The organism is Actinoplanes campanulatus, from assembly GCF_014647795.1.
Taxonomy (GTDB): domain Bacteria; phylum Actinomycetota; class Actinomycetes; order Mycobacteriales; family Micromonosporaceae; genus Actinoplanes; species Actinoplanes campanulatus.
In genome coordinates this window covers 141,891-163,139 of record NZ_BMPW01000002.1, presented here as the reverse complement: position 1 = coordinate 163,139, position 21,249 = coordinate 141,891, and the positions used below count along the sequence as shown (strand labels likewise).

Annotated in this window: 16 protein-coding genes; 4 read left to right on the top strand and 12 right to left on the bottom strand. The window is 72.0% G+C overall.

What is annotated here, in order from left to right; all coding sequences use genetic code 11:
• Nucleotides 1-273: 273 nt before the first annotated feature.
• Nucleotides 274-1,746, bottom strand: coding sequence for a glutamate synthase subunit beta (locus tag IEZ13_RS05585; RefSeq protein ID WP_183217503.1), 1,473 nt, complete (start codon nt 1,744-1,746; stop codon nt 274-276).
• Nucleotides 1,739-6,322, bottom strand: a complete 4,584-nt coding sequence (gene gltB / locus IEZ13_RS05580) for a glutamate synthase large subunit (RefSeq protein ID WP_183217501.1) — start codon at nt 6,320-6,322, stop codon at nt 1,739-1,741. The genes IEZ13_RS05585 and gltB overlap by 8 nt, the downstream gene beginning before the upstream one ends.
• A 163-nt stretch (nt 6,323-6,485) precedes the next feature.
• Between gltB and IEZ13_RS05575 the strand changes: the two genes are divergently transcribed.
• The gene (locus IEZ13_RS05575; RefSeq protein WP_183217499.1) at nt 6,486-7,358 is read left to right on the top strand and encodes a GNAT family N-acetyltransferase; all 873 of its coding nucleotides are present in this window, start codon (nt 6,486-6,488) and stop codon (nt 7,356-7,358) included.
• A 394-nt stretch (nt 7,359-7,752) separates the two neighbouring features.
• On the opposite strand, the gene IEZ13_RS05570 is transcribed toward IEZ13_RS05575, so the two are convergent.
• The 5 genes from IEZ13_RS05570 to trpC form a co-directional block, all read right to left on the bottom strand.
• Nucleotides 7,753-8,940: an FAD-dependent oxidoreductase gene (locus IEZ13_RS05570; RefSeq protein ID WP_183217497.1), complete on the bottom strand. Its 1,188-nt coding sequence runs from the start codon at nt 8,938-8,940 to the stop codon at nt 7,753-7,755.
• A 5-nt stretch (nt 8,941-8,945) separates the two neighbouring features.
• Nucleotides 8,946-10,016, bottom strand: coding sequence for a prolipoprotein diacylglyceryl transferase (gene lgt, locus IEZ13_RS05565; RefSeq protein ID WP_183217495.1), 1,071 nt, complete (start codon nt 10,014-10,016; stop codon nt 8,946-8,948).
• A gap of 77 nt (nt 10,017-10,093) precedes the next feature.
• The gene (gene trpA / locus IEZ13_RS05560; RefSeq protein WP_183217493.1) at nt 10,094-10,891 is read right to left on the bottom strand and encodes a tryptophan synthase subunit alpha; all 798 of its coding nucleotides are present in this window, start codon (nt 10,889-10,891) and stop codon (nt 10,094-10,096) included.
• On the bottom strand, nt 10,888-12,129 hold the full coding sequence (gene trpB / locus IEZ13_RS05555; RefSeq protein WP_183217491.1) for a tryptophan synthase subunit beta: 1,242 nt from the start codon (nt 12,127-12,129) through the stop codon (nt 10,888-10,890). The genes trpA and trpB overlap by 4 nt, the downstream gene beginning before the upstream one ends.
• Nucleotides 12,126-12,929 (bottom strand): indole-3-glycerol phosphate synthase TrpC, encoded by an 804-nt coding sequence (trpC, locus tag IEZ13_RS05550; protein WP_183218337.1) that lies wholly within the window; start codon nt 12,927-12,929, stop codon nt 12,126-12,128. Before trpC ends, trpB begins: the two co-directional genes overlap by 4 nt.
• 389 nt (nt 12,930-13,318) lie before the next feature.
• Between trpC and IEZ13_RS05545 the strand changes: the two genes are divergently transcribed.
• On the top strand, nt 13,319-13,585 hold the full coding sequence (locus IEZ13_RS05545; RefSeq protein WP_183217489.1) for a hypothetical protein: 267 nt from the start codon (nt 13,319-13,321) through the stop codon (nt 13,583-13,585).
• An 8-nt stretch (nt 13,586-13,593) separates the two neighbouring features.
• Here IEZ13_RS05545 and IEZ13_RS05540 read toward each other — a convergent pair whose 3' ends face one another.
• From IEZ13_RS05540 to hisI, 3 genes are read right to left on the bottom strand one after another with little or no spacing between them, the layout of a single operon-like run.
• Nucleotides 13,594-14,136, bottom strand: coding sequence for a Trp biosynthesis-associated membrane protein (locus IEZ13_RS05540; protein ID WP_183217487.1), 543 nt, complete (start codon nt 14,134-14,136; stop codon nt 13,594-13,596).
• A complete protein-coding gene (locus tag IEZ13_RS05535; RefSeq protein WP_183217485.1) occupies nt 14,133-15,641 on the bottom strand; it encodes an anthranilate synthase component I in 1,509 nt (502 codons plus the stop codon). Before IEZ13_RS05535 ends, IEZ13_RS05540 begins: the two co-directional genes overlap by 4 nt.
• Nucleotides 15,638-15,994, bottom strand: coding sequence for a phosphoribosyl-AMP cyclohydrolase (gene hisI, locus IEZ13_RS05530; protein WP_183217484.1), 357 nt, complete (start codon nt 15,992-15,994; stop codon nt 15,638-15,640). Before hisI ends, IEZ13_RS05535 begins: the two co-directional genes overlap by 4 nt.
• A gap of 273 nt (nt 15,995-16,267) precedes the next feature.
• Here hisI and IEZ13_RS05525 point away from each other — a divergent pair, with 273 nt between their 5' ends.
• The gene (locus tag IEZ13_RS05525) at nt 16,268-17,788 is read left to right on the top strand and encodes a hypothetical protein (protein WP_183217482.1); all 1,521 of its coding nucleotides are present in this window, start codon (nt 16,268-16,270) and stop codon (nt 17,786-17,788) included.
• Nucleotides 17,789-17,914: 126 nt separating this feature from the next.
• On the opposite strand, the gene IEZ13_RS05520 is transcribed toward IEZ13_RS05525, so the two are convergent.
• Nucleotides 17,915-18,649, bottom strand: a complete 735-nt coding sequence (locus IEZ13_RS05520; RefSeq protein ID WP_183217480.1) for a DUF2470 domain-containing protein — start codon at nt 18,647-18,649, stop codon at nt 17,915-17,917.
• 70 nt (nt 18,650-18,719) lie between these two features.
• Here IEZ13_RS05520 and rpsD point away from each other — a divergent pair, with 70 nt between their 5' ends.
• Nucleotides 18,720-19,328: a 30S ribosomal protein S4 gene (gene rpsD / locus IEZ13_RS05515; RefSeq protein WP_183217478.1), complete on the top strand. Its 609-nt coding sequence runs from the start codon at nt 18,720-18,722 to the stop codon at nt 19,326-19,328.
• Nucleotides 19,329-19,437: 109 nt separating this feature from the next.
• Here the strand turns inward: rpsD and IEZ13_RS05510 are convergent, their stop codons facing one another.
• Complete coding sequence (locus IEZ13_RS05510) at nt 19,438-21,198, bottom strand: ABC transporter ATP-binding protein (RefSeq protein ID WP_183217476.1); 1,761 nt, start codon at nt 21,196-21,198, stop codon at nt 19,438-19,440.
• Nucleotides 21,199-21,249: the final 51 nt, after the last annotated feature.

Sequence of the window (21,249 nt, the reverse complement as noted above, 5' to 3'; positions counted from 1 at the left end):
GGGGGGCACGCCGCGCGCGTACCGTGGGCTGGGAAGACGACCTTGACCGCAGTCATGCTCGTCGATGCCAACCGGGGTTTCGGCGCCGGCTCGGGGCGCCCCGGCGGCTGAAAACTATTCTCAGATCGACGTGCGCCATTGCTTCGGCGGCCGGGCCGGGCATTAACGGCCGTTTGGCGGGGGCACCGGGCGTGACATTAACGGGCGTTTTGGCCGAGGGCGGCGAAAAGGCCCGCCACCGGTGTCGGTGACGGGCCTTTCCGCGGTTCGTGATCAGACGGACAACGGCTGCGAATCGGAGCGGACCGGGGCGGGCAGCTCCCCGGCGGCGCCGAGATAGGAGTGGATGGCCGCGGCGGCGGCGCGTCCCTCGGCGATCGCCCAGACGATGAGCGAGGCGCCCTTGTGCATGTCGCCGGCGACGAAGACGCCCTCGGCGCTGGTCTGCCAGCCCTGGTCGGCGTCGAGGACGTTGCGCCGGTTGCGGCTGATGCCGAACTGGCTGAGCAGCGGCTGGTCCTCGGTGCCCTCGAAGCCGATGGCGAGCAGGACGAGGTCGGCGCGCAGTTCGCGTTCGGTGCCGGGGGCGATGACGACGGTGCGGACGCCGTCGACGCGCTGGACGCTGACGTCGGCGATGCGCACGGCGACGAGGTTGCCGTTCCCGTCGCCGACGAACTCCTGCACGGCGACGCCGAAGACCCGGTCGCCGCCCTCCTCGTGGGCGGCGTAGTTGCGCAGGATCAGCGGCCAGGTGGGCCACGGGTCCTTGACGCCGGCACGCAGGTCGGGCGGCAGGGGGTACTGGTCGAGCTGGGTGATCGACGCGGCGCCCTGGCGGTGGGCGACGCCGAGGCAGTCGGCGCCGGTGTCGCCGCCGCCGATGATGATGACGTGCTTGCCGTGGGCGTCGATCGGCGTGGTGTCCTGGAGCCCGGCGACGATCCGGTTGGCCGGGACGAGGTGTTCCATGGCCAGGTGGACGCCGTTGAGCCGGCGGCCGGGGGTCTCCGGGGTGTCGCGGCCGGCCAGGGCGCCGGCGGCGAGGAGCACGGCGTCGTAGCGTTCGCGCAGGTCGTCGGCGGTGATGTCGGTGCCGACGTCGACGCCGGTCTGGAACTCGACGCCCTCGGCGGACATCTGGGCGAGCCGCGCGTCGATGACGTGCTTCTCGATCTTGAAGTCCGGGATGCCGTAGCGGAGCAGGCCGCCGATGCGGTCGTCGCGCTCGTAGACGGTGACCGCGTGGCCGGCCCGGGCCAGCTGCTGGGCGGCGGCCAGTCCGGCCGGGCCGGAGCCGACGACCGCGACCGACCTGCCGGACGCCACCGGCGCCGGCTGCGGCTTGACGAAGCCGAGGTCGAACGCGTGGTTGGCGATCTCCACCTCGACCTGCTTGATGGTCACCGGGTCATCGCCGATGCCGAGCACGCAGGCCGCCTCGCACGGCGCCGGGCAGAGCCGGCCGGTGAACTCGGGGAAGTTGTTGGTGGCGTGCAGCGAGTCGGCCGCGGCCTCCCACTGCTGGGTACGGACGAGGTCGTTCCAGTCCGGGATGCGGTTGCCCAGCGGGCAGCCGTCGTGACAGAACGGGATGCCGCAGTCCATGCAGCGGGTGGCCTGGTCGCGGATCAGTTCCTCGCCCGCGGGCGGGTAGACCTCTTTGTAGTCCAGGATGCGCACCGGCACCGGGCGGCGCTTCGGGAGCTGCCGCTGGTAGCGGAGGAAACCGTTAGGGTCAGGCACTGGTAACCCCCATGACCGCCTCGTCAACGTTGCGACCGGCGGCTTCGGCGGTCTTGATCAGTTCCATGACGCGCTTGTAGTCGCGCGGGACCACGGCGGTGAACCGCTCGACGGCGTTCGCCCAGTCCTTGAGCAGGCGGCCGGCGACGGCCGAGTCGGTTTCGGCGTGGTGCTTCTCGACGAGCGAGCGCAGCAGGTCGCGTTCGTCGTCGGTGAGCGGTGCGAGGTCGACGAGCTCCGGGTTGACCTGGTTCTGGTCGAGGTCGAGCAGGAACGCCTTGCCGCCGCTCATGCCGGCCGCGAAGTTGCGGCCGGTGGGGCCGAGCACCACCACGATGCCGCCGGTCATGTACTCGCAGCCGTGGTCGCCGACGCCCTCGACGACCGCGTGGCCGCCGGAGTTGCGGACCGCGAACCGTTCGCCGACGCGGCCGCGCAGGAACAGTTCGCCGCTGGTGGCGCCGTACAGCAGGGTGTTGCCGGCGATGGTGTTCTCCTCCGCCGTGAACGGCGCGTCCTCGGCGGGGCGCACGACGACGCGGCCGCCGGAGAGGCCCTTGGCGACGTAGTCGTTGCTGTCGCCGATGAGCCGCAGGGTGACGCCGCGCGGCAGGAAGGCGCCGAACGAGTTGCCGCCGGTGCCGCGCAGGGTGAAGGAGATGGTGTCGTCGGGCAGGCCGTTGCCGCCGAAGCGGCGGCTGACCTCGCCGCCCAGCATCGCGCCGACGCTGCGCTGGTCGTTGCGGGTGGCCAGTTCGGCGTGGACCGGCAGGCCGTCGGTCAGGGCCGGCTGGGCCAGGGCGATGAGCTGGTTGTCCAGCGCCTTGTCGAGGCCGTGGTCCTGGGCGACGACGCCGCGGCGGGCGGCGCCCTCGGGCAGCTCCGGCACGTACAGGACCGGGGCCAGGTCGAGGCCCTTGGCCTTCCAGTGGTCGACGGCCTGGACCACGTTGAGGACCTCGGCGTGGCCGATGGCCTCGTCGATGCTGCGGAAGCCCAGCTCGGCCAGGATCTCGCGGACCTCTTCGGCGAGGAACATGAAGAAGTTCTCGACGAACTCCGGCTTGCCGGTGTAGCGCTCGCGCAGCACCGGGTTCTGGGTGGCGATGCCGACCGGGCAGGTGTCCAGGTGGCAGACGCGCATCATGATGCAGCCGGAGACGATCAGCGGAGCGGTCGCGAAACCGAACTCCTCGGCGCCGAGCAGCGCGGCGACGACCACGTCGCGGCCGGTCTTGAGCTGGCCGTCGACCTGCACGGTGACGCGGTCGCGGAGCTTGTTGAGCAGCAGCGTCTGCTGTGCCTCGGCCAGGCCCAGCTCCCACGGGGTGCCGGCGTGCTTGAGCGAGTTCAGCGGGGACGCGCCGGTGCCGCCGTCGTGGCCGGAGATCAGGATGACGTCGGCCTTGAGCTTGGCCACACCGGCGGCGACCGTGCCGACGCCGATCTCGCTGACCAGCTTGACGTGCACCCGCGACATCGGGTTGACCATCTTGAGGTCGTGGACCAGCTGGGCCAGGTCCTCGATGGAGTAGATGTCGTGGTGCGGTGGCGGCGAGATGAGGCCGACGCCCGGGGTGGCGTGCCGGGTCTTGGCGATCCACGGCCACACCTTGTTACCGGGCAGCTGGCCGCCCTCGCCGGGCTTCGCGCCCTGCGCCATCTTGATCTGGAGGTCGTCGGCGTTGACCAGGTACTCGCTCGTCACACCGAACCGGCCGGAGGCGATCTGCTTGATCGCGGAACGGCGCTCCGGGTCGTAGAGGCGTTCGACGTCCTCGCCGCCCTCACCGGTGTTCGACTTGGCGCCGAGCCGGTTCATGGCGATGGCCAGGGTCTCGTGCGACTCGGCGGAGATGGAGCCGTAGCTCATCGCGCCGGTGGAGAACCGCTTGACGATCTCGCTGGCCGGCTCGACCTCGTCGATCGGGACCGCGGTGCGGTCGGGGTCGAAGCGGAACAGGCCACGCAGGTGACCGGCCTCGGCCGACAGCTCGTTGACCTTGTCGGTGTAGCGCTTGAAGACGTCGTACTGCTTGCTGCGGGTGGCGTGCTGGAGCAGGAAGACGGTCTCCGGGTTGAACAGGTGCAGTTCGCCCTCGCGGCGCCACTGGTGCTCGCCACCGACCTCGAGGCGGCGGTGCGCCCGCTCGGCCTGGTTCGCCGGGTACGCCTTCTCGTGGCGGGCCTTGACCTCCTGGTGGATGCCGTCGAGGCCGACGCCGCCGATCCGGCCGGAGGTGCCGGAGAAGTAGCGCTGGAGCAGCTTGTTGTCCAGGCCGACGGCCTCGAACACCTGGGCGCCGCAGTACGACGACACGGTCGAGATGCCCATCTTGGACATGATCTTCAGGACGCCCTTGCCGAGCGCCTTGACGTAGTTGCGGACCGCCTTGCGCGGGTCGACGCCGACCAGGCCGCCGGTGGCGATGAGGTCGTCGACGCTCTCGAATGCCAGGTACGGGTTGACCGCGGCGGCGCCGTAGCCGATCAGCACGGCGGCGTGGTGCACCTCGCGGCAGTCGCCGGACTCGACGACCAGCGCCACCTGGGTACGCGTCTGCTCGCGCACCAGGTGCTGGTGGACCGCGGCGGTGAGCAGCAGTGACGGGATCGGCGCCAGGTCGGCGTTGGAGTCGCGGTCGGACAGGACGAGGATGCGCACGCCGTCCTCGATGGCCTCCGACACGTGCCGGCAGATCTGGGTGAGCCGGGCCTTGATGCCGGCCGCCCCGTCGCGCAGCGGGTACAGCCCGGAGACCCGGACCGCCTTGAAGCCGGGCAGGTCGCCGTCCTCGTCGATGGACAGGATCTTGGCGAGCTCGTCGTTGTCGATCACCGGGTAGGGCAGGACGATCTGCCGGCAGCTGGCCGGGCCCGGGTCCAGCAGGTTCGCCTCGGGGCCGATGGTCGTCGACAGGCTGGTCACCAGCTCCTCGCGGATGGCGTCCAGCGGCGGGTTCGTCACCTGGGCGAACAGCTGGTGGAAGTAGTCGAACAGCAGCCGCGGCCGGGTGGACAGCGGCGAGATCGGGGTGTCGGTGCCCATCGAGCCCAGCGGCTCGGCGCCGGTCCGCGCCATCGGCGCCACCAGGATCTTGAGCTCTTCCTCGGTGTAGCCGAACACCTGCTGGCGGCGGAGGACCGAGTCGTGGGTGTAGATGACGTGCTCGCGGGCGGGCAGGTCCTCCAGCTCGATCAGGCCGGCGTGCAGCCAGTCCGCGTACGGCTCGGCGGCGGCCAGCTCGGCCTTGATCTCGGCGTCGTGGACGATGCGGCCGGCCGCGGTGTCGACCAGGAACATCTTGCCCGGCTGGAGGCGGCCCTTGGCGACGACCTGCTCCGGCTCGAAGTCGATGACACCGGCCTCGGAGCCGAGCACGACCAGCCCGTCGGCGGTGTGCCACCAGCGGCCCGGGCGCAGGCCGTTGCGGTCCAGGACGGCGCCGATGACGGTGCCGTCGGTGAACGCCACGGCGGCCGGGCCGTCCCACGGCTCCATGAGGCTCGCGTGGAACCGGTAGAAGGCGCGGCGGGCCGGATCCATGTCCGGGTCGTTCTCCCACGCCTCGGGGATCATCATGAGCACCGAGTGCGGCAGGCTGCGGCCGGCCAGGTGCAGCAGCTCGAGGACCTCGTCGAAGCTGGCCGAGTCGGACGCCTCGGGCGAGTTGATCGGGAACAGTCGCTTGAGGTTGCCCGGGATCCGCTTCGACGACAGCAGCGCCTCGCGGGCCGCCATCCAGTTCTTGTTGCCGCGGATCGTGTTGATCTCACCGTTGTGGGCGATCAGCCGGTACGGGTGCGCCAGCGGCCACGACGGGAACGTGTTGGTGGAGAACCGGGAGTGCACCAGCGCGATCGCGCTGTCCACCCGGTCGTCGGACAGCTCCGGGAAGAACGCCGGCAGCTGCTCCGGGGTGAGCATGCCCTTGTAGGTGATGGTCCGCGAGGACAGCGACGGGAAGTACGCCGGGACGCCGCGCTGGGAAGTCTCCCGCTCGGCCTGCTTGCGGATGCAGAACGCCACCCGGTCCAGCTCCAGCCCGGACAGCTGCTCGCCGGCGGGGCCGGCGGGCGCGTCGACGAGCCGGTGCGCGGCCAGGAACACCTGGCGGATCGCGGGGCGGGCGTCCTCGGCGGTGGCGCCCAGGTCGGACGCGTCGACCGGCACGTCACGCCAGCCGAGCACCTCGCCGCCCTCGACGAGCACGTACTTCTCGAAGACCTTGATCGCACGGGCCGCATCGTCGGGGTCCGTGGGCAGGAAGACGAGACCGGTCGCGTACTGACCGGCGGGCGGCAGCTCGAAGCCTGCGGTCGCGCGGTAGTAGGCGTCCGGAACCTGGATCATGATGCCGGCGCCGTCACCGGTGTTCTGCTCGGCGCCGCGGGCGCCCCGGTGATCGAGCCGGATCAGCGCGGACAGACCCTTGGCCACCACATCGTGGGAGCGACGGCCGTGAATGTCGGCAACAAATGCGACACCACAGGCGTCTCGCTCCGACTGAGGGTCATAAAGCCCCTGGGGGTGCGGATATGCCACCGGGCCTCCTGTCGTCACTGGTGTTTCCATCTGAGGTCGGGACGACGTCGGCCCTGCAAAGTCTCTTGAGTCTACGTTAAGAGCCTCTGATCTCCGCCAGATGCGGATTGATCACACCTCGCACCGATCCTGCGCACCGATCGGCGGACGAACTGAATAGCACAGCAGGCGCATCGACCGGTAGTCTCGCGCGATGGCGCCAGTGGATTCCGACCTCTTCGACCGACTCGAGCGGTTCTACGACGCTTTGCCCCGCCCCTGGGCGCGGGCCGAGGAGATCGGCACGCTGGTTCTCTTCGTCCGCGACGGTGAGGGCTGGCCCTACTATGCCCGCCCGGTCCGGGGTTCGCACACCCCTTCCGCGGCCGACCTCACCGCGGTTCGGCGCCGCCAGCGTGAGCTGGGGTTGCCGGAGACCTTCGAGTGGGTTCACGAGACCACGCCCGACCTGCTCGCGGTGGCCCGTTCGGCCGGGCTGGACGTGCTGCTCGCGCCGCTGCTGGTGCTCGACCCGGCGGCCCTGGTGCCGGACCTGCCGCTGCGCGGAGCCACCACCCGGCTGCTCGATCCCGCCACGCCCACGTTCGCCGCCGACCTGGGCGCCTCCCGGGCGGTGGCCCGGCTCGGCTTCGCCGCCCCGGCCTACCAGCCGCCCCTGGAGTCGGCGGAGAACGTGCTGCTCATCGGGGGTGCCGGCCCGGCCGAGCGGGATGCCGCGGCGCCGCCCACCGCGGAGGCGGTGCGGCACGCCCGGGAGCTGGCCGCCACTGGCGACTTCGTGACGGTGATGGCCGAGGCGCCGGAGGAGGGCATCGTGGCGACCGCGACCAGCCAGCGCCGCGGGGACGTCGCCGAGATCGTCGGGGTGGCGACCCTGCCGTCGGCGCGGCGCCGGGGCTACGCCTCCCAGCTCACGGCCACACTCGCCGGGCGGCTGCTGGCCGGCGGGACGCACCTGGTGTTCCTCTCCGCGGGCGACGACGACGTGGCGCGGCTCTACACCCGGGTCGGTTTCCGGCGGGTGGGCACGGCCTGCATCGCCGAGCCGGCCGCCGCGCCTCTCTGACGGTCAGCGCGAATCCCTCACACTTCCCAACATCTGGTACGCGGTAAGTGGCTACCACATGATCATCCCTTACCGACCGGAGGCCCTCGGCCGCTCCGGACCCAGGGAAACGACTGTTTCCGACAGGTCACAGGAAATGTGAGATCTTCCATCCTCCGCGTCCTGCAATCTGAACGTGCAACCCCGGCCGGCTCTCAGGGCTGCCTCGAGGCGCTCGAGACAGCTCCAGAAGCCGGCCGGAACCACCGCTTCGCCCCGACGGGCGCGTTACGGCCGGGATCGGGCAGAGGCTCGCGGTGCGCCACGGAACGGACGGGAATGCGTTTGTTAACGCTCACACTCGTACCGGAATAGGGGTTGGAAAGAATGGGAGGCGAGAAGGGAGAGAAATCCCTCAGTCCGGTGGGGTCCAATCGGCGACCGGATCCAGATGACGGCCCAGCATTCGCGGGCGCATGTGATTGAGCGCGGCGTCGCGGGCGCGCAGCGCGAGCCGGCCGCGGGCCTGAACCACCGCGGACATCCGCCGGTTCTGCCGCACCACCGTGGTGGTGCGCGGGCGGCGCACCCGGCTGTAGGTCTCGACGGCCGCGACGAGTTCCTCGCCCGGCCCGGCCGAGGCGGTCAGCGAGCGCAGCGTCGCCACGTCCTCGAACGCCAGGCACGCGCCCTGACCGAGATGGTGCGGCATGGCGTGGGCGGCGTCACCGATCAGCACCACCCCACCGGAACCCGCGGCGAAACCGTAGGCGCGCGGCAGCGGCCGCAGCTCCCGGACACCCTGCGGAACCAGATCCTCCGGCCGGGTCGCGTCCAGCAGCGCGCCGACCGGCTCGTGCCAGCCGGCGAACCACCGGCGCAACAGGGCCAGCTGGGTGGCCGGCGACTCGGGGCGCGCCGCGCCGGCGGCCGTCGCCACCCAGTAGACCCCGCCCCGGCCGGCGGCCCGGTCACCGAGCGGGATCGCCACGAACCGGTAGCCGGCGCCGAGCGTCTCCCCGCCGAGGCTGCGGTCACCCTCCAGCCGCGGCACCCGGAACCCGGGGATGACCGCCTGCCAGGCGGCGAACCCGGAACCGACGGCCACCGCCTCGGGCGCCACCGCGGCCCTGACCCGGCTGTCGATGCCGTCCGCGCCGACCAGCAGGTCCGCCTCGATCATGGTGCGGCCGTCGCCGACCGCGGGCCGCTGCCGCGGGCCCACCCGAACCGTGGTCGCCTCGAAACCGGTGCGGATCTCGGCGTCCCCGAGACCCGTGACCAGCGCGTCGAACAGATCCTCCAGATGCACGGCCGCCGGGGCCGGGCCCGCGCCGGGCCGGGTCCGGGGCGCGACCAGCCACTGCCCGTCCGGGCGGCGCACGCCACCGTCCGGCAGCGGCGACGCGATCGCCGTCCAGCCGCCGTCCGGATCCAGCGCCTCCAGGGCCCGCAGGCCGGTGGGCCAGAGCACCACCGCGGCCGGCGGCGCGGCCACCCGCTCCGCGCGTTCCAGCACGGTCACCCGCCAGCCGGACCTCGACAGCGCGCCCGCGGCGGCCAGGCCGGCCATCCCGGCGCCCACCACCACGGCCGTACGCATTCCGGTCAGCTCTCGTCGGACGAAGGGGTGTCGCTGGCCGTCGCCGACACCGTGTCGTTCTTCTCCGCGGGCGGCAGGATGTGGGTGCGCTGGTACTCGTCGAACCGCTCCCGGCTGACCACCTGGTAGGCGATCGGCATCTTGCGGGCGGCATCCTTCTCGCCACCGGTCACGTCGACCTGCGAGACGTCGCTCTCCGGCGCGTCGGACGGCTCGGGGGCGGTCTCCGGGGCGTCGATCGGCACCACGTACTCGCGGGGGCCCTTCACCACGAGGAAGTAGATCAACGCGCCCACGAAGACGACGATCGAGACGAACACGTTGAGACGGATGCCGAAGAAGGTGTTCGCCTCGTCGACGCGCAGCATCTCGATCCACAGGCGGCCGGCGGTGTAGGCCATCACGTACAGCGCGAAGGCCCGGCCACGGCCGAACTTGAACTTCCGGTCCAGCAGCCAGACCAGGGCGGCGACACCGAGGTTCCAGATCACCTCGTACGCGAACGTCGGGTGGTAGAGGTCCGGCTTGGTCACCGCCTCGCCGTCGATCACCGTGGCGTGGCCCGGGTTCGCCGAGTCCATCTCGTGCACCTCGAGGCCCCACGGCAGGGTGGTGACCTTCCCGTACAGCTCGTTGTTGAACCAGTTGCCGAACCGGCCGATCGCCTGCGCCACCGGCAACGCGGGCGCGAGGGCGTCGGCGAACACGCTCAGCGGCAGGCCGATCTGGCGCGACGCGATCCAGGCGCCCACCGCGCCACCGGCCACCGCGCCCCAGATGCCGAGGCCGCCCTCCCAGATGTAGAGGGCCCGGACCGGGTCGCCGCCGGCGCCGAAATACTCCTGCGGGGAGGTGATCAGGTGGTAGATCCGGGCGCCGATGATGCCGAACGGCACCGCCCAGACCACCATGTCCAGCGAGGTCCACGGCGCCACCCCCCGGTGGCGCAGCCGCTGCTCCATCAGCAGGGTCGCGACGACCATGCCGGCGATGATGCAGAGCGCGTACGCCCGGATCGGGAACCCGAGGAGGTGCCACACCGACTCGGTGGGACTGGGGATGGCGGCGATGTTCACGGGTGCACACGCTACCGCTGGAGAACCGATATGTGATGCCCAGGGCACCGGCTATTTCTCGCCGGTGCCCCTCTCGCTCAGCGGTCCCGGACGCCTTCGGCCAGTTCGGCGCTCAGGGCACGCAGATCGCGCAGACCGGTGGCCCGGTCGGGCGCCTCCAGCACGGACCGGATCAGGGCGCTGCCCACGATCACGCCGTCGGAGAAGGCGGCCACCTCGGCGGCCTGCCTGCCGTTGCCGACGCCCAGGCCGACACCGACCGGCATCTCCGGGTCGATCGACCGGATCCGGGCGACCAGTTCGGGCGCCTGCGACGACACCGCCTTACGGGCGCCGGTGACGCCCATCAGCGCGGTGGCGTAGACGAAACCCCGGCAGTTCTCCAGGGTCATCGCGATCCGCTCGTCGGTCGACGACGGCGCCACCAGGAACGTCCGGTCGATCCGGTGGGCGTCGGACGCGGCGATCCACTCGGCCGCCTCGTCCGGGATCAGGTCCGGCGTGATCATCCCGGTGGCCCCGGCCGCGGCCAGGTCCCGGGCGAACGCGTCGACACCGTACTTCTCGACGGGGTTCCAGTAGGTCATCAGCACGACCGTGGCGCCCGCGGACGCCACCGCCTCGATGATCTTCAGGGTGTCCCGGGTGCGGACGCCGTTGGCGAGCGCGATGTCGCTGGCCTTCTGGATGACCGGGCCGTCCATCACCGGGTCCGAGTACGGCAGCTCGACCTCGATCACGTCGCAGCCGGCCTCGTGCATCGCGATCATCTGCTCGATGCTGTGCTCGACCGTCGGGAACCCGGCCGGCATACAGCCGACCAGCACCGACCGGTTCTCCGCCTTGGCCTTCGCGAACGTCTGCGCGATACTCACGTGTTCTCCCCCGGTACGACCGTCTCCACCTGGTCCAGCAGGCCGAAGTAGGCGCCGGCGGTGTGCACGTCCTTGTCGCCGCGACCGGACAGGTTCACCACGATCGTCGGGGTCCGGCCGAGTTCCTCGCGCAGCCGCGGGGCGATCTTCGCGGCGCCGGCCAGGGCGTGCGAACTCTCGATCGCCGGGATGATCCCCTCGGTACGGCAGAGCAGCTGGAACGCGGCCATCGCCTCGGCGTCGGTGACCGGCTCGTAGACCGCCCGGCCGGTGTCGTGCAGCCAGGCGTGCTCCGGGCCGACACCCGGGTAGTCCAGGCCCGCCGAGATCGAGTGCGACTCGATGGTCTGGCCGTCGTCGTCCTGGAGCAGGTAAGTGCGGTTGCCGTGCAGCACGCCGACCGACCCACCGGTGATCGACGCCGCGTGCCGGCCGGTCTCCATCCCGTCGCCGCCGGCCTCGAAGCCGTACAGCCGGACGCTCTCGTCGGGCACGAAGGCGTGGAAGATGCCGATCGCGTTCGACCCGCCGCCCACGCACGCGGCCACCGCGTCCGGCAGCCGGCCGAGCTGCTCCAGGCACTGGGCCCGGGCCTCGACGCCGATGCCGCCCACGAAGTCACGCACCAGCTCCGGGAACGGGTGCGGCCCGGCCGCCGTCCCGAGCAGGTAGTGGGTGGTATCGACGGTGGAGACCCAGTCGCGCAGCGCCTCGTTGAGCGCGTCCTTCAGGGTGCGCGAGCCGTTGGTCACCGGGATCACGGTGGCGCCTAGCATCCGCATCCGGGCCACGTTCAGCGCCTGCCGCTGGGTGTCGGTCTCGCCCATGTAGACGACGCACTCCAGGTCCAGCAGGGCGGCCGCGGTCGCGCTGGCCACGCCGTGCTGGCCGGCGCCGGTCTCGGCGATCACCCGGGGCTTGCCCATCCGCTTGGCGAGCAGCGCCTGGCCCAGCACGTTGCGCACCTTGTGGGCGCCGGTGTGGTTCAGGTCCTCCCGCTTCAGCAGGATCTCCGCGCCCAGCGCCTCGGACAGCCGGGTCGCCCGGTACAGCAGCGACGGGACGGCCGCGTAGTTGAGCAGCAGATCCTGGAAGCGGGCCTGGAACTCCGGGTCCCGCTTCGCCGACCGGTACGCCGCCTCCAGCTCGTCCAGCGCCTTGATCAGCGCCTCGGGCACGAACCGTCCGCCGAACCTGCCGAAGTGCCCGGCGAGGTCCGGCAACGTCTCCGCGCTCACCGGACCGGCCTCGGCGTGGCCGGGTGGTTGCCGGCGTTGACCAGCTCGGCCACCGCGTCACGCGGCGACTTCTGGGTCACCAGGCCCTCACCGACCAGCACCGCGTCGGCGCCGGCCGACGCGTACCGGATCAGGTCGTGCGGGCCTCGCACACCGGACTCGGCGATCTTCACGACGTTCTGCGGCAGGCCGGGCGCGATGCGCTCGAACACCGACCGGTCCACCTGAAGGGTGCGCAGGTCCCGGGCGTTGACGCCGATGACCTTCGCGTTCGCCTCCAGAGCCCGATCCGCCTCCTCCTCGTTGTGCACCTCGACGAGGGCCGTCATGCCCAGCGACTCGATGCGCTCGAGGAGGCCGACCAGAACGTTCTGCTCCAGTGCGGCGACGATCAGCAGGACCAGGTCGGCGCCGTGCGCGCGGGCCTCGTGCACCTGGTAGCTGGAGACCACGAAGTCCTTGCGCAGGACCGGGATCCGCACCGCGGCACGGACCGCGGCGAGGTCGTCGAGCGAGCCGCCGAACCAGCGGCCCTCGGTGAGGACGCTGATGCAGCGGGCACCGCCGGCCGCGTACTCCCCGGCCAGCTCGGCCGGGTCGGGAATGTCGGCGAGCGCGCCCTTCGACGGCGACGCCCGCTTCACCTCGGCGATCACCGCCACCCCGGGCTTGCGCAACGCCGCGTACGCGTCGATCGCGGGCGGCGCCGCCGCCGCGAGCTCACGCACCTTCTCCAGGGGCATCGCCGCCTGCCGCGCCGCTACGTCTTCACGGACGCCGGCGAGGATCTCCTCGAGCACGTTCTGCGAAGCCGCTCCGCGCGCGGGTCCGCCACTGCCCGCTTCCGCCTGATCGGATGTCACCTAATGACTCCCCTCTCCGGGTGTCTTCGGCCTGATGCTAGGAGGTGACAGGGGGTGACGGCCTCCTGGGGGTATGGCGCGCCTCACGGAATGGACTCCGGCATAATGCCAGGCTGCCCCGCACCGATGTCTCATCCCTCACATGGTGACGCCGCTCGCGCCCCGCTGTACTGGGGCACCTCCGCCATTCGGCCGATGCCACTCCACGTTGACACGGGTGTCACCGTGCGGAAATAGGACTCGGCCATCGTGTGACTCGGGCAGACTTGTCCCGGCGCCGTCACCGACGCCGTCAGCCAGCCGGACGATTGATGCGGAGTCGACCCATGGCCACCGACATGCTGAACCAGCCGATGAATTTCGCCGCCGTCTCACGGGTCCTGGTGTCCGTCGCGGCCGAGGTCGCCACCGGGGTGCAGCGCGCCGTCGTCGGATCGGACAACGTGCGGACCGCACGCGACAACGCGTGGGACGCCATCCAGGCCGACCGGGCCCGGGCCGCGGCCCGCGCGGAGACCGCCCGCGCGGTCGCCGCCATGATCGCCACCCGTCCGGCGTCCCGGCCCCGCCGGGCCCGCTCGCTGGCCGTCTGACCTGACTCTTACGGGTGATCCGGGCCGCGCGCGGTCGGATCATCCCCCCGATCGAGGGCATCCCACAGTTCCCGGGTTCCGTCCACCGGTTCCGCGGCGGTGGGCGCGGTGCGCTCGTACCGGGCGGACATGGCCGGCCAGAGATGGCCGTGACGCGCCGCCAGCAGGCCGCCCACCCCGACGGCCGCGCCGCCCAGCACGCACAGCACCGGCCAGATCGAGCCGGCCGTCCCGGCCGCGCCGGGATCGAGGGTGACCCGGGCCAGCACGGCGCCCGCCACGATCCCCGCCGCCGCCCCGATCAGCAGCACACCGAGCAGCCGCCGGGCCACACCGCGGGTGGCCAGCAGCGCGCCCGTCCCGGCGAGCGCCACCACGGCCAGGCCGATCAGCCAGGGCTCCACGTCGGCGCCGGTCTGCTCGGTCCGCAGATCGGACAGCCCCGGCCGCCGCTCCACCTGGACCGCCCACACCCGGGTGGCCGCGTAGAGCGCGAGACCGGCCCCGGCCAGGCAGGACACGACCGCAGCGAACGGACCCTTACGGCTCATCGGGCGGCGCGCAGGGTTTCGGCCGAGGCTATGGCGGCCAGCACGGCGGCGGCCTTGTTGCGGGTCTCCTGCTCCTCGGCGGCCGGGTCGGAGTCGGCCACGATGCCGGCGCCGGCACCCACGTACGCCACCCCGTCCTTGATCAGCGCGGTCCGGATGGCGATGGCCATGTCCATGTCCCCGGCGAAGCCGAAGTAGCCGACCGTCCCCCCGTAGAGACCACGCCGGGTCGGCTCCAGGCTCTCGATGATCTCCATGGCCCGGACCTTCGGAGCCCCGGACAGGGTGCCGGCCGGGAACGTGGCGGCCAGCGCGTCGAACGCCGACCGGTCCTCGCGCAGCCGCCCGACCACGGTCGACACGATGTGCATGACGTGGCTGTACCGCTCGATCCGGGCGAACTCCGGCACCTCGACGCTGCCCGGCTCGCACACCCGGCCCAGGTCGTTGCGGCCCAGGTCGACCAGCATCACGTGCTCGGACCGCTCCTTCGGGTCGGCCAGCAGCTCGGCGGCGAGCGCCGCGTCCTGTTCCGGGGTGGCGCCGCGCCAGCGGGTGCCGGCGATCGGGTGCAGCAACGCCGTCCGGTTGGCGCTGACCTTGAGATGCGCCTCCGGCGACGAGCCGACGATGTCGAAGTCGTCGAAGCGCAGCAGGTACATGTACGGACTCGGGTTGGTGGCCCGCAACACCCGGTAGACGTCCAGCGGGTCGGCGTCGGTGGGCCGCTCGAACCGCTGCGCCACCACGATCTGGAAGCACTCGCCGGCCCGGATCGCCTCCTTGGCCTCCTCGACCGCCTTCTGGTACTCCCCCGGAAGGGTACGGCTGACCGGCTCCCCGGCCGGGCGGCGCTCGACCGTGGACACCATCGGCGGCGTGGGCCGCGACAGCGCGGTGGTCATCGCGTCCAGCCGGCCGACCGCCTGGTGGTAGGCCGCCCGCCGGGCCGCGTCGTCGGCGTCCTCCGGCAGCACCGCGTTGGCCACCAGCAGCGCCGAGCCCTCGTGATGGTCCAGCACCACCAGGTCGGTGGCCAGCATCATGCCGAGTTCGGGCAGCCGCAGGTCGTCGGCCGCGGTGGACGGCAGCCGCTCGAACCGGCGGACCAGGTCGTAGCCGAGGTAGCCGACCATTCCCCCCGTCAGCGGCGGCAGGGCCTCGTCGGCGGCCGGGCCACCGGTCAGCGCGGCCACCGTCTCCCGCAGGGCCACGACCGGATCACCCCCCAGGGGTACGCCGTCCGGAGGAGTGCCGAGCCACTCCGCCTGGCCGTACCGCTCGACCAGGGTGGCCGCGCTGCGCACTCCGACGAACGAGTACCGGGACCAGGCCAGGCCCTGCTCCGCCGACTCGAGCAGGAAGGTGCCCGGGCCGCCGGCCAGCTTGCGGTAGACGCCCACCGGGGTCTCGCCGTCGGCCAGCAGCTTGCGGGTGACCGGGACGACCCGGCGCCTCGTGCCGACGAAAGTCGCCTCGTCGGGGACGGTCACTCCGCTGGTCACTGTGCCTCCAACAGGTCGTCGGTGAAGCAGGTGTGGGTGCCGGTGTGGCAGGCGGCGCCGGTCTGCACCACGGTGACCAGCAGCGCGTCGCCGTCGCAGTCCAGCGAGACGCCCTTGACGTGCTGGTGGTGGCCGGAGGTGGCGCCCTTCACCCAGTACTCCCCACGGCTGCGCGACCAGTAGGTGGCGCGGCCGGTGGTCAGCGTGCGGCGCAGCGCCTCGTCGTCCATCCAGGCGAGCATGAGCACGTCGCCGGTGCCGTGCTCCTGCACGATCGCCGCGACGAGACCGTCGGGGGTGCGCTTGAGGCGGGCGGCGATCGCCGGGTCGAGGATGGTCTCAGCTTCGGGCACGGACTGGATTCTCCCCCATCGTCTTCGCAACCTGTAACGACCCGCTCCAGGGCCCACGATCCGGTAACCGGGGATGTGCGGGACGATCCGGGGCGGTACCGTCGCCGGGAGCGCCCGCCCTGCTCCACCACAGCGGCATACGGCAATCCCGGCGGGCGCCGCCTCGCGACGGGAGTGGTGAACCCCATGGAGCCGACGTCCAGCCAAGACAACACGCGGCCCTCGCCCGGCCTCGCACGGTTCTGGCAGGTTCGACCGGATACGGACGATCCGGTGGCCCCGGAGCCGCCCCTCGCGCCCGAGCCTCTGGAGACGCCGGCCGATCTGCTCACCGGGTCGAAGCTGGGCACGTTCCGCAGCCGTCCCATCCCGCCACTGGCGCCGATCGCCTCGGCGGGCGGCCCGGCCGACCCGTTCGGGCTGAACCGTGCGGCCGCCCGGAGCGGGTCCACCGGCGGCCGTCCGGCGCCCGCTCCACCGGCCCGGGAAAGGCACGGCGATCCTGATCACTCAGTGCCTCCGGACGACGAGCCGGAGCCGCCGCAGGACGTAGAGTCCTCCGAGCCCGAGGGCGTCGGGGGCTTCGGCCTCGGCGGGCGTGCCGGGAGACTCCTCTTCGGCGGCCGGGACGGCGACGATCCCGCGACGGTGGCGGAGGACGGCGACGAGGAGCCCGAGGCCTCCCCGGACGGCCAGGAGCCGGCCGGCGAGGCGACGGCGGACGCCGACGCCGATCAGGACGCCGCCGAGGTGGCGGAACCCAGCGACGAGAACGGACGTGAGGACATGAACGGACGGGCAGGGGCGCCCGGCTACGCGCAGGCCGCCGACGCGGTCGCGGACGGGACGGCCGAGGAGACGCCGGGCCAGGTCCCGGCGGAGCCGCAGCGGCCCGCCGCCGGCTGGGCCAGTGTTCCCGGCACCGCGCAGCCGGCCACGCCGATCTCGGGCGGGCCGGTCTCCGGCGCCCCGGTGTCGCCGGCCTACGCGCCGAACCCGTACACGGTCGCCGACTTCACCCCGGACCACCCGGCCGGCACCCTGCATCCGGTCTCCGGACAGCCGGGCGGCCCGGAGGGCCAGAGCGCCGAGCCCGCCGACCCGGCGGTGCCCGCCCCGGTGTCGCCGGCACAGGTGCAGATCCCGGCCACCCGGCCGCCGGCGGAGGACACCTCCGGCTACCCGGACCTGCCGCCGGCCACCGACGGCGGCTTCGGCTTCGCCTCGTCCGGCTACAGCCTGGGCCGGCCGCCGGAGGCGTACGGCGTGGCCTCGGTCACCCCGGCCGCGCCCGCCCCGCCGGAGTTCCCGTCGAACGCCTTCGGTGACGCCCTGGGCGGCCTCACGGTGAGCATCCCGGGCCTGCGCGCCCGGGAGGAGACGGTCGTCGAGGAGCAGATCCCGTCGGCGCGCCGCTCGGCCAGCCTGGAGGACATCGAGCCGGTGCGCCGCGCCGGCCGCCGGGCCCGTGAGGAAGAGGAGGAGCCGGCCGCGGAACCGGCCGCCGAGGAGTCACGGCCGGTGATCGGCCGGACCGTCTGGGACGAGGACGCGGCCCGGCACTTCCGGGCGGCGTGGCACGAGGTGAAGGCCGAGTTCGTCGACGACCCGGAGCGGGCTTTGACCCGGGCGCACGACCTGCTCACCGACGCGGTCAACGAACTGACCGAGGTGCTGCTCGCCGAGCGCGACGAGCTCGACCCGCTGCGCGGCACCGGCACGCCGGACACCGAGAGCATGCGGATGGCGATGCGCGGCTACCGGGAATTCCTGGACCGGATCCTGTCCCTGTGACGGGAATCGCGGAAGAGTAAGGGCCCTGCCACCCGCGGCACCGGGTGGCAGGGCAGAGGCCGGGCTCCCGCGGCCTGACGGCGGCAGAAGGTTGGGCCGCGGGAGCCCGCCTCGATCAGGGGGTCCTCAGGCCGCGCTGTCGCAGCAGCGGCGGCAGAGGACCGGGTGCAGCAGGTGTGCCAGGTCGTGCCGGTCGGTGACCGGGCGGGGGAAGGCGAGGCGGGCGCTGCGGCCGCCCATCCGGACCAGGAAGCCGTAACGGTCCATCCGTACGACCTTGGGCTCGTCGCCCGGGCGGGCGGCCTTGCCCAGCTGACGGCGTACGTAGTCGCTCATCTCGGCCATGTGGTGATCGGCCAGATCGGCGATCAGGTCGAACTCGACGGTCCGCAGCGGGTCCGGGGTGGCCTCGGCGTAGTCGTCCGGGTCGATCTCGACGAGCTTGTCGTTGCGCTCGTGACGGACCTCGGCGACCTCCATCCGGTAGAGGCTCTGACCGTCGCCGATGTCCAGCAGGTCGCCGCAGGCGTCGGTGTCGGCGTAGTCCAGGGCGGCGACACGGGCGTCGTCACCGGACAGTTTGGCGGCCCAGCCGGAGACCCAGATCCGGCCCAGCGAGGGCGAGGACGCCATCGGCGGGACGTCCCGGATGTCCAGTACCAGGGCGGTGTCGTCGTTGCCCTCCTGTGGGCGCAGAGCGCCGGCGAGGGTACCCTCGCTAGGCACTAGCAGAAGCACGCGTCCCTGTGCATCGGTGACGTGCCGGACCGGAGTCGGGCCGGGACGGCAGGCGATATGGGCGACGGCGGGCAGGTGACCGGCGGCGAGCGTGCGCGCGATCTCGGCGGGACTGGGTTGCATGACGAGCACCTCCGGGCACCGGTTAGGCTTACCTAAGTTAGGCAAGGCTTACCGTAACAGGAGATCGCAGTTGAACAACTCTCGACCCAAAGCCAAGCTCTCCCGAGCTCTCGGCATCCCTCTGACGCGTAAGTGCGTCAAGTACTTCGAGCGGCGCCCGTTCCCGCCGGGCGTGCACGGCCGTGGCCGGCGTAAGAGCTCGGACTACCAGGTCCGGCTGCTCGAGAAGCAGCGCCTGCGCCACCAGTACAACATCAGCGAGGTCCAGATGCGGGCCGCGTACGACGCCGCCCACAAGGCCGAGGGCAAGACCGGCGAGACGATGGTCACGCTGCTCGAGCGCCGGCTGGACGCCACGGTGTTCCGCGCCGGTTTCACCCGGACCATCTACCAGGCCCGCCAGCTCGTCGTGCACGGTCACTTCACCGTGGACGGCAAGAAGGTGGACCGCCCCGGCTACAAGCTCAAGCCGGGTCAGGTCATCGAGGTCAAGGAGACCTCCCGCTCGAAGCCGCCGTTCCAGATCGCCGCGACCGGCACGCACATCGACGGCCCGACCGCGCCGTACCTGTCGACCGTTCTCGAGGAGCTGCGCACCACGGTGATCCGTGCCCCGCAGCGCTCCGAGGTCCCGGTGCTCTGCGACGAGCAGCTGGTCGTCGAGTACTACGCCCGATAAGTAACAGGCTCTTGAATCGCTGAAATGGCGGGCCTCTCGCCGCGGCTGCGCAGACCGTGCAGCCGCGGCGGGCGACGTGCTCATCTCACCGGCGCTCCACGAAAGCCGGTCAGCGTGTTTGTTCCAACCAGCTGGCGTAGAGCTTGGCGTAGATCGAATCCTCCTCGGTGAGGAGGACGGAGTGCGGGCCGCGTTGTACGACGCGGCCCGCATCCACCACGATGACCTCGTCGGCGGCCTGGGCCGTCGACAGGCGATGCGCGATGGCGACCGTGGTCCGGCCCCGGGTCACCAGGTCGAGCGCATGCTGGAGACGGACCTCGGTGGCCGGGTCGACGGCGCTCGTCGCCTCGTCCAGCACCAGTAGGTCGGGGTCCGCGACGTACGCCCGGACCAGCGCGACGAGCTGGCGCTCCCCGACGCTGAGCGCCTCCCCGCGCTCCCCCACCGGGGTGTCGAGCCCGGCCGGCAGGCCGGCGAGCCAGTCCCCCAGCCCCAGTTCCGTGAAGGCCTCCCGCAGTTCGCCGTCGGTGAGCGCGGGCTCGGCGAACCGGATGTTCTCGGCGATCGTCGCGTCGAACAGGAATCCGTCCTGGGGCACCATCACCACCCGCGACCGCAGTGACGAGAACCGCACCGCGGTCAGCGGCACCCCGGCGAGCAGGACCGTGCCCTCGGCCGGGTCCATCAGCCGGGTGAGCAGCTTGGCGAAGGTGGTCTTGCCGCTGCCGGTCTCGCCGACCACCGCGTACTTGCGGCGCGCCCCGAGTTCCAGGTCCACGCCGGAGAGCACGATCGGGCCGCCCGGATAGCGGAACGACACGTCCTGGAAGCGCACCGACAGCGGGCCGGCGGGCAGTTCCACACCCTCGTCGTCGGGGTCGGCCACGTCCGGGTCGACGTCCAGCACGTCCAGGATGCGCCGCCAGCCGGCCACCGCGTTCTGCGCCTCGTTGAGCTGCTCGGTGGCGATCTGTACGGGCTGGATGAAGAGCGTCACCAGGAACAGGAACGCAGTGAGCCGGCCCACCGTCATGTCACCGTCCACCCCGAGCAGGGTGCCGACGACGACCACCCCGGACAGGGCCAGGCCGGCGCCGATCTCTCCGCTGGAGAAGCTGGTGACGCTGGTGCGCATGGCCCGCTGCTGGGCGGTCCGCAGATCGTCCACGGCGGTGTCGATGCGCTTCTCGGTCCGCCCGGCCACCCCGAACGAGCGGATCACCGTGGCGCCCACCACGCTCTCCGCGACGGTGCCGAGCAGCACGCCGCTGCGCTCGCGGACCGTCCGGTAGACCGACGCCAGCCGCTTCTGGAACAGCCGGATCACCGCGACGGCCGGGCCGAAGGCGAGCAGCACCACGAGGGTGAGCTGCCACGAGTACGCGAACATCACCACCGAGGAGACGATCAGCTGACCGCTGGCGAGCATCAGCTGCACGCCGCCGGTCTGGAGGAACACCGAGATCTGGTCCACGTCGCCGGTGACGCGGGAGACCATCGAACCGCGCCGCTCGGACTGCTGGTGCAACATCGACAGGTCGTGGATGTGCCGGAAGGTCCGCGACCGCAGCCCGCCCAGCGCCGTCTCGCTGACCGTGAACAGCCGCCGGGTCATCAGGAAGCCGCAGAACGTCGACACGGCCAGCACCATCAGGGTGATCGTCACGTAGCCCAGCACCAGCCGGGTGTCCGGGCCGGACGGGCCGTTGATGCCGTGGTCGATGCACTGCTGCACGGCGACCGGCACCGACACCCGGCCGGCCATCTGGAGCACCGCCAGCGCGATCGTGCCGGCCAGCCCGGTCCGCAGCTCCGGCGACAGCGCCAGCCCCCGCCGCAGGGTGGAAAGAGTGCCGACGTCGCTCATGCCGTCACCTCCGCTGCGCTCCGGCGCCGCCATGAGTTCAAGACTGAGCCC

Coding starts and splice junctions, on each gene's coding strand:
- gltB (WP_183217501.1), bottom strand. CDS start 6,322: ATGGAAACACCAGTGACGACAGGAGGCCCGGTGGCATATCCGCACCCC.
- IEZ13_RS05575 (WP_183217499.1), top strand. CDS start 6,486: ATGGCGCCAGTGGATTCCGACCTCTTCGACCGACTCGAGCGGTTCTAC.
- IEZ13_RS05570 (WP_183217497.1), bottom strand. CDS start 8,940: ATGCGTACGGCCGTGGTGGTGGGCGCCGGGATGGCCGGCCTGGCCGCC.
- IEZ13_RS05545 (WP_183217489.1), top strand. CDS start 13,319: ATGGCCACCGACATGCTGAACCAGCCGATGAATTTCGCCGCCGTCTCA.
- IEZ13_RS05540 (WP_183217487.1), bottom strand. CDS start 14,136: ATGAGCCGTAAGGGTCCGTTCGCTGCGGTCGTGTCCTGCCTGGCCGGG.
- IEZ13_RS05520 (WP_183217480.1), bottom strand. CDS start 18,649: ATGCAACCCAGTCCCGCCGAGATCGCGCGCACGCTCGCCGCCGGTCAC.
- IEZ13_RS05510 (WP_183217476.1), bottom strand. CDS start 21,198: ATGAGCGACGTCGGCACTCTTTCCACCCTGCGGCGGGGGCTGGCGCTG.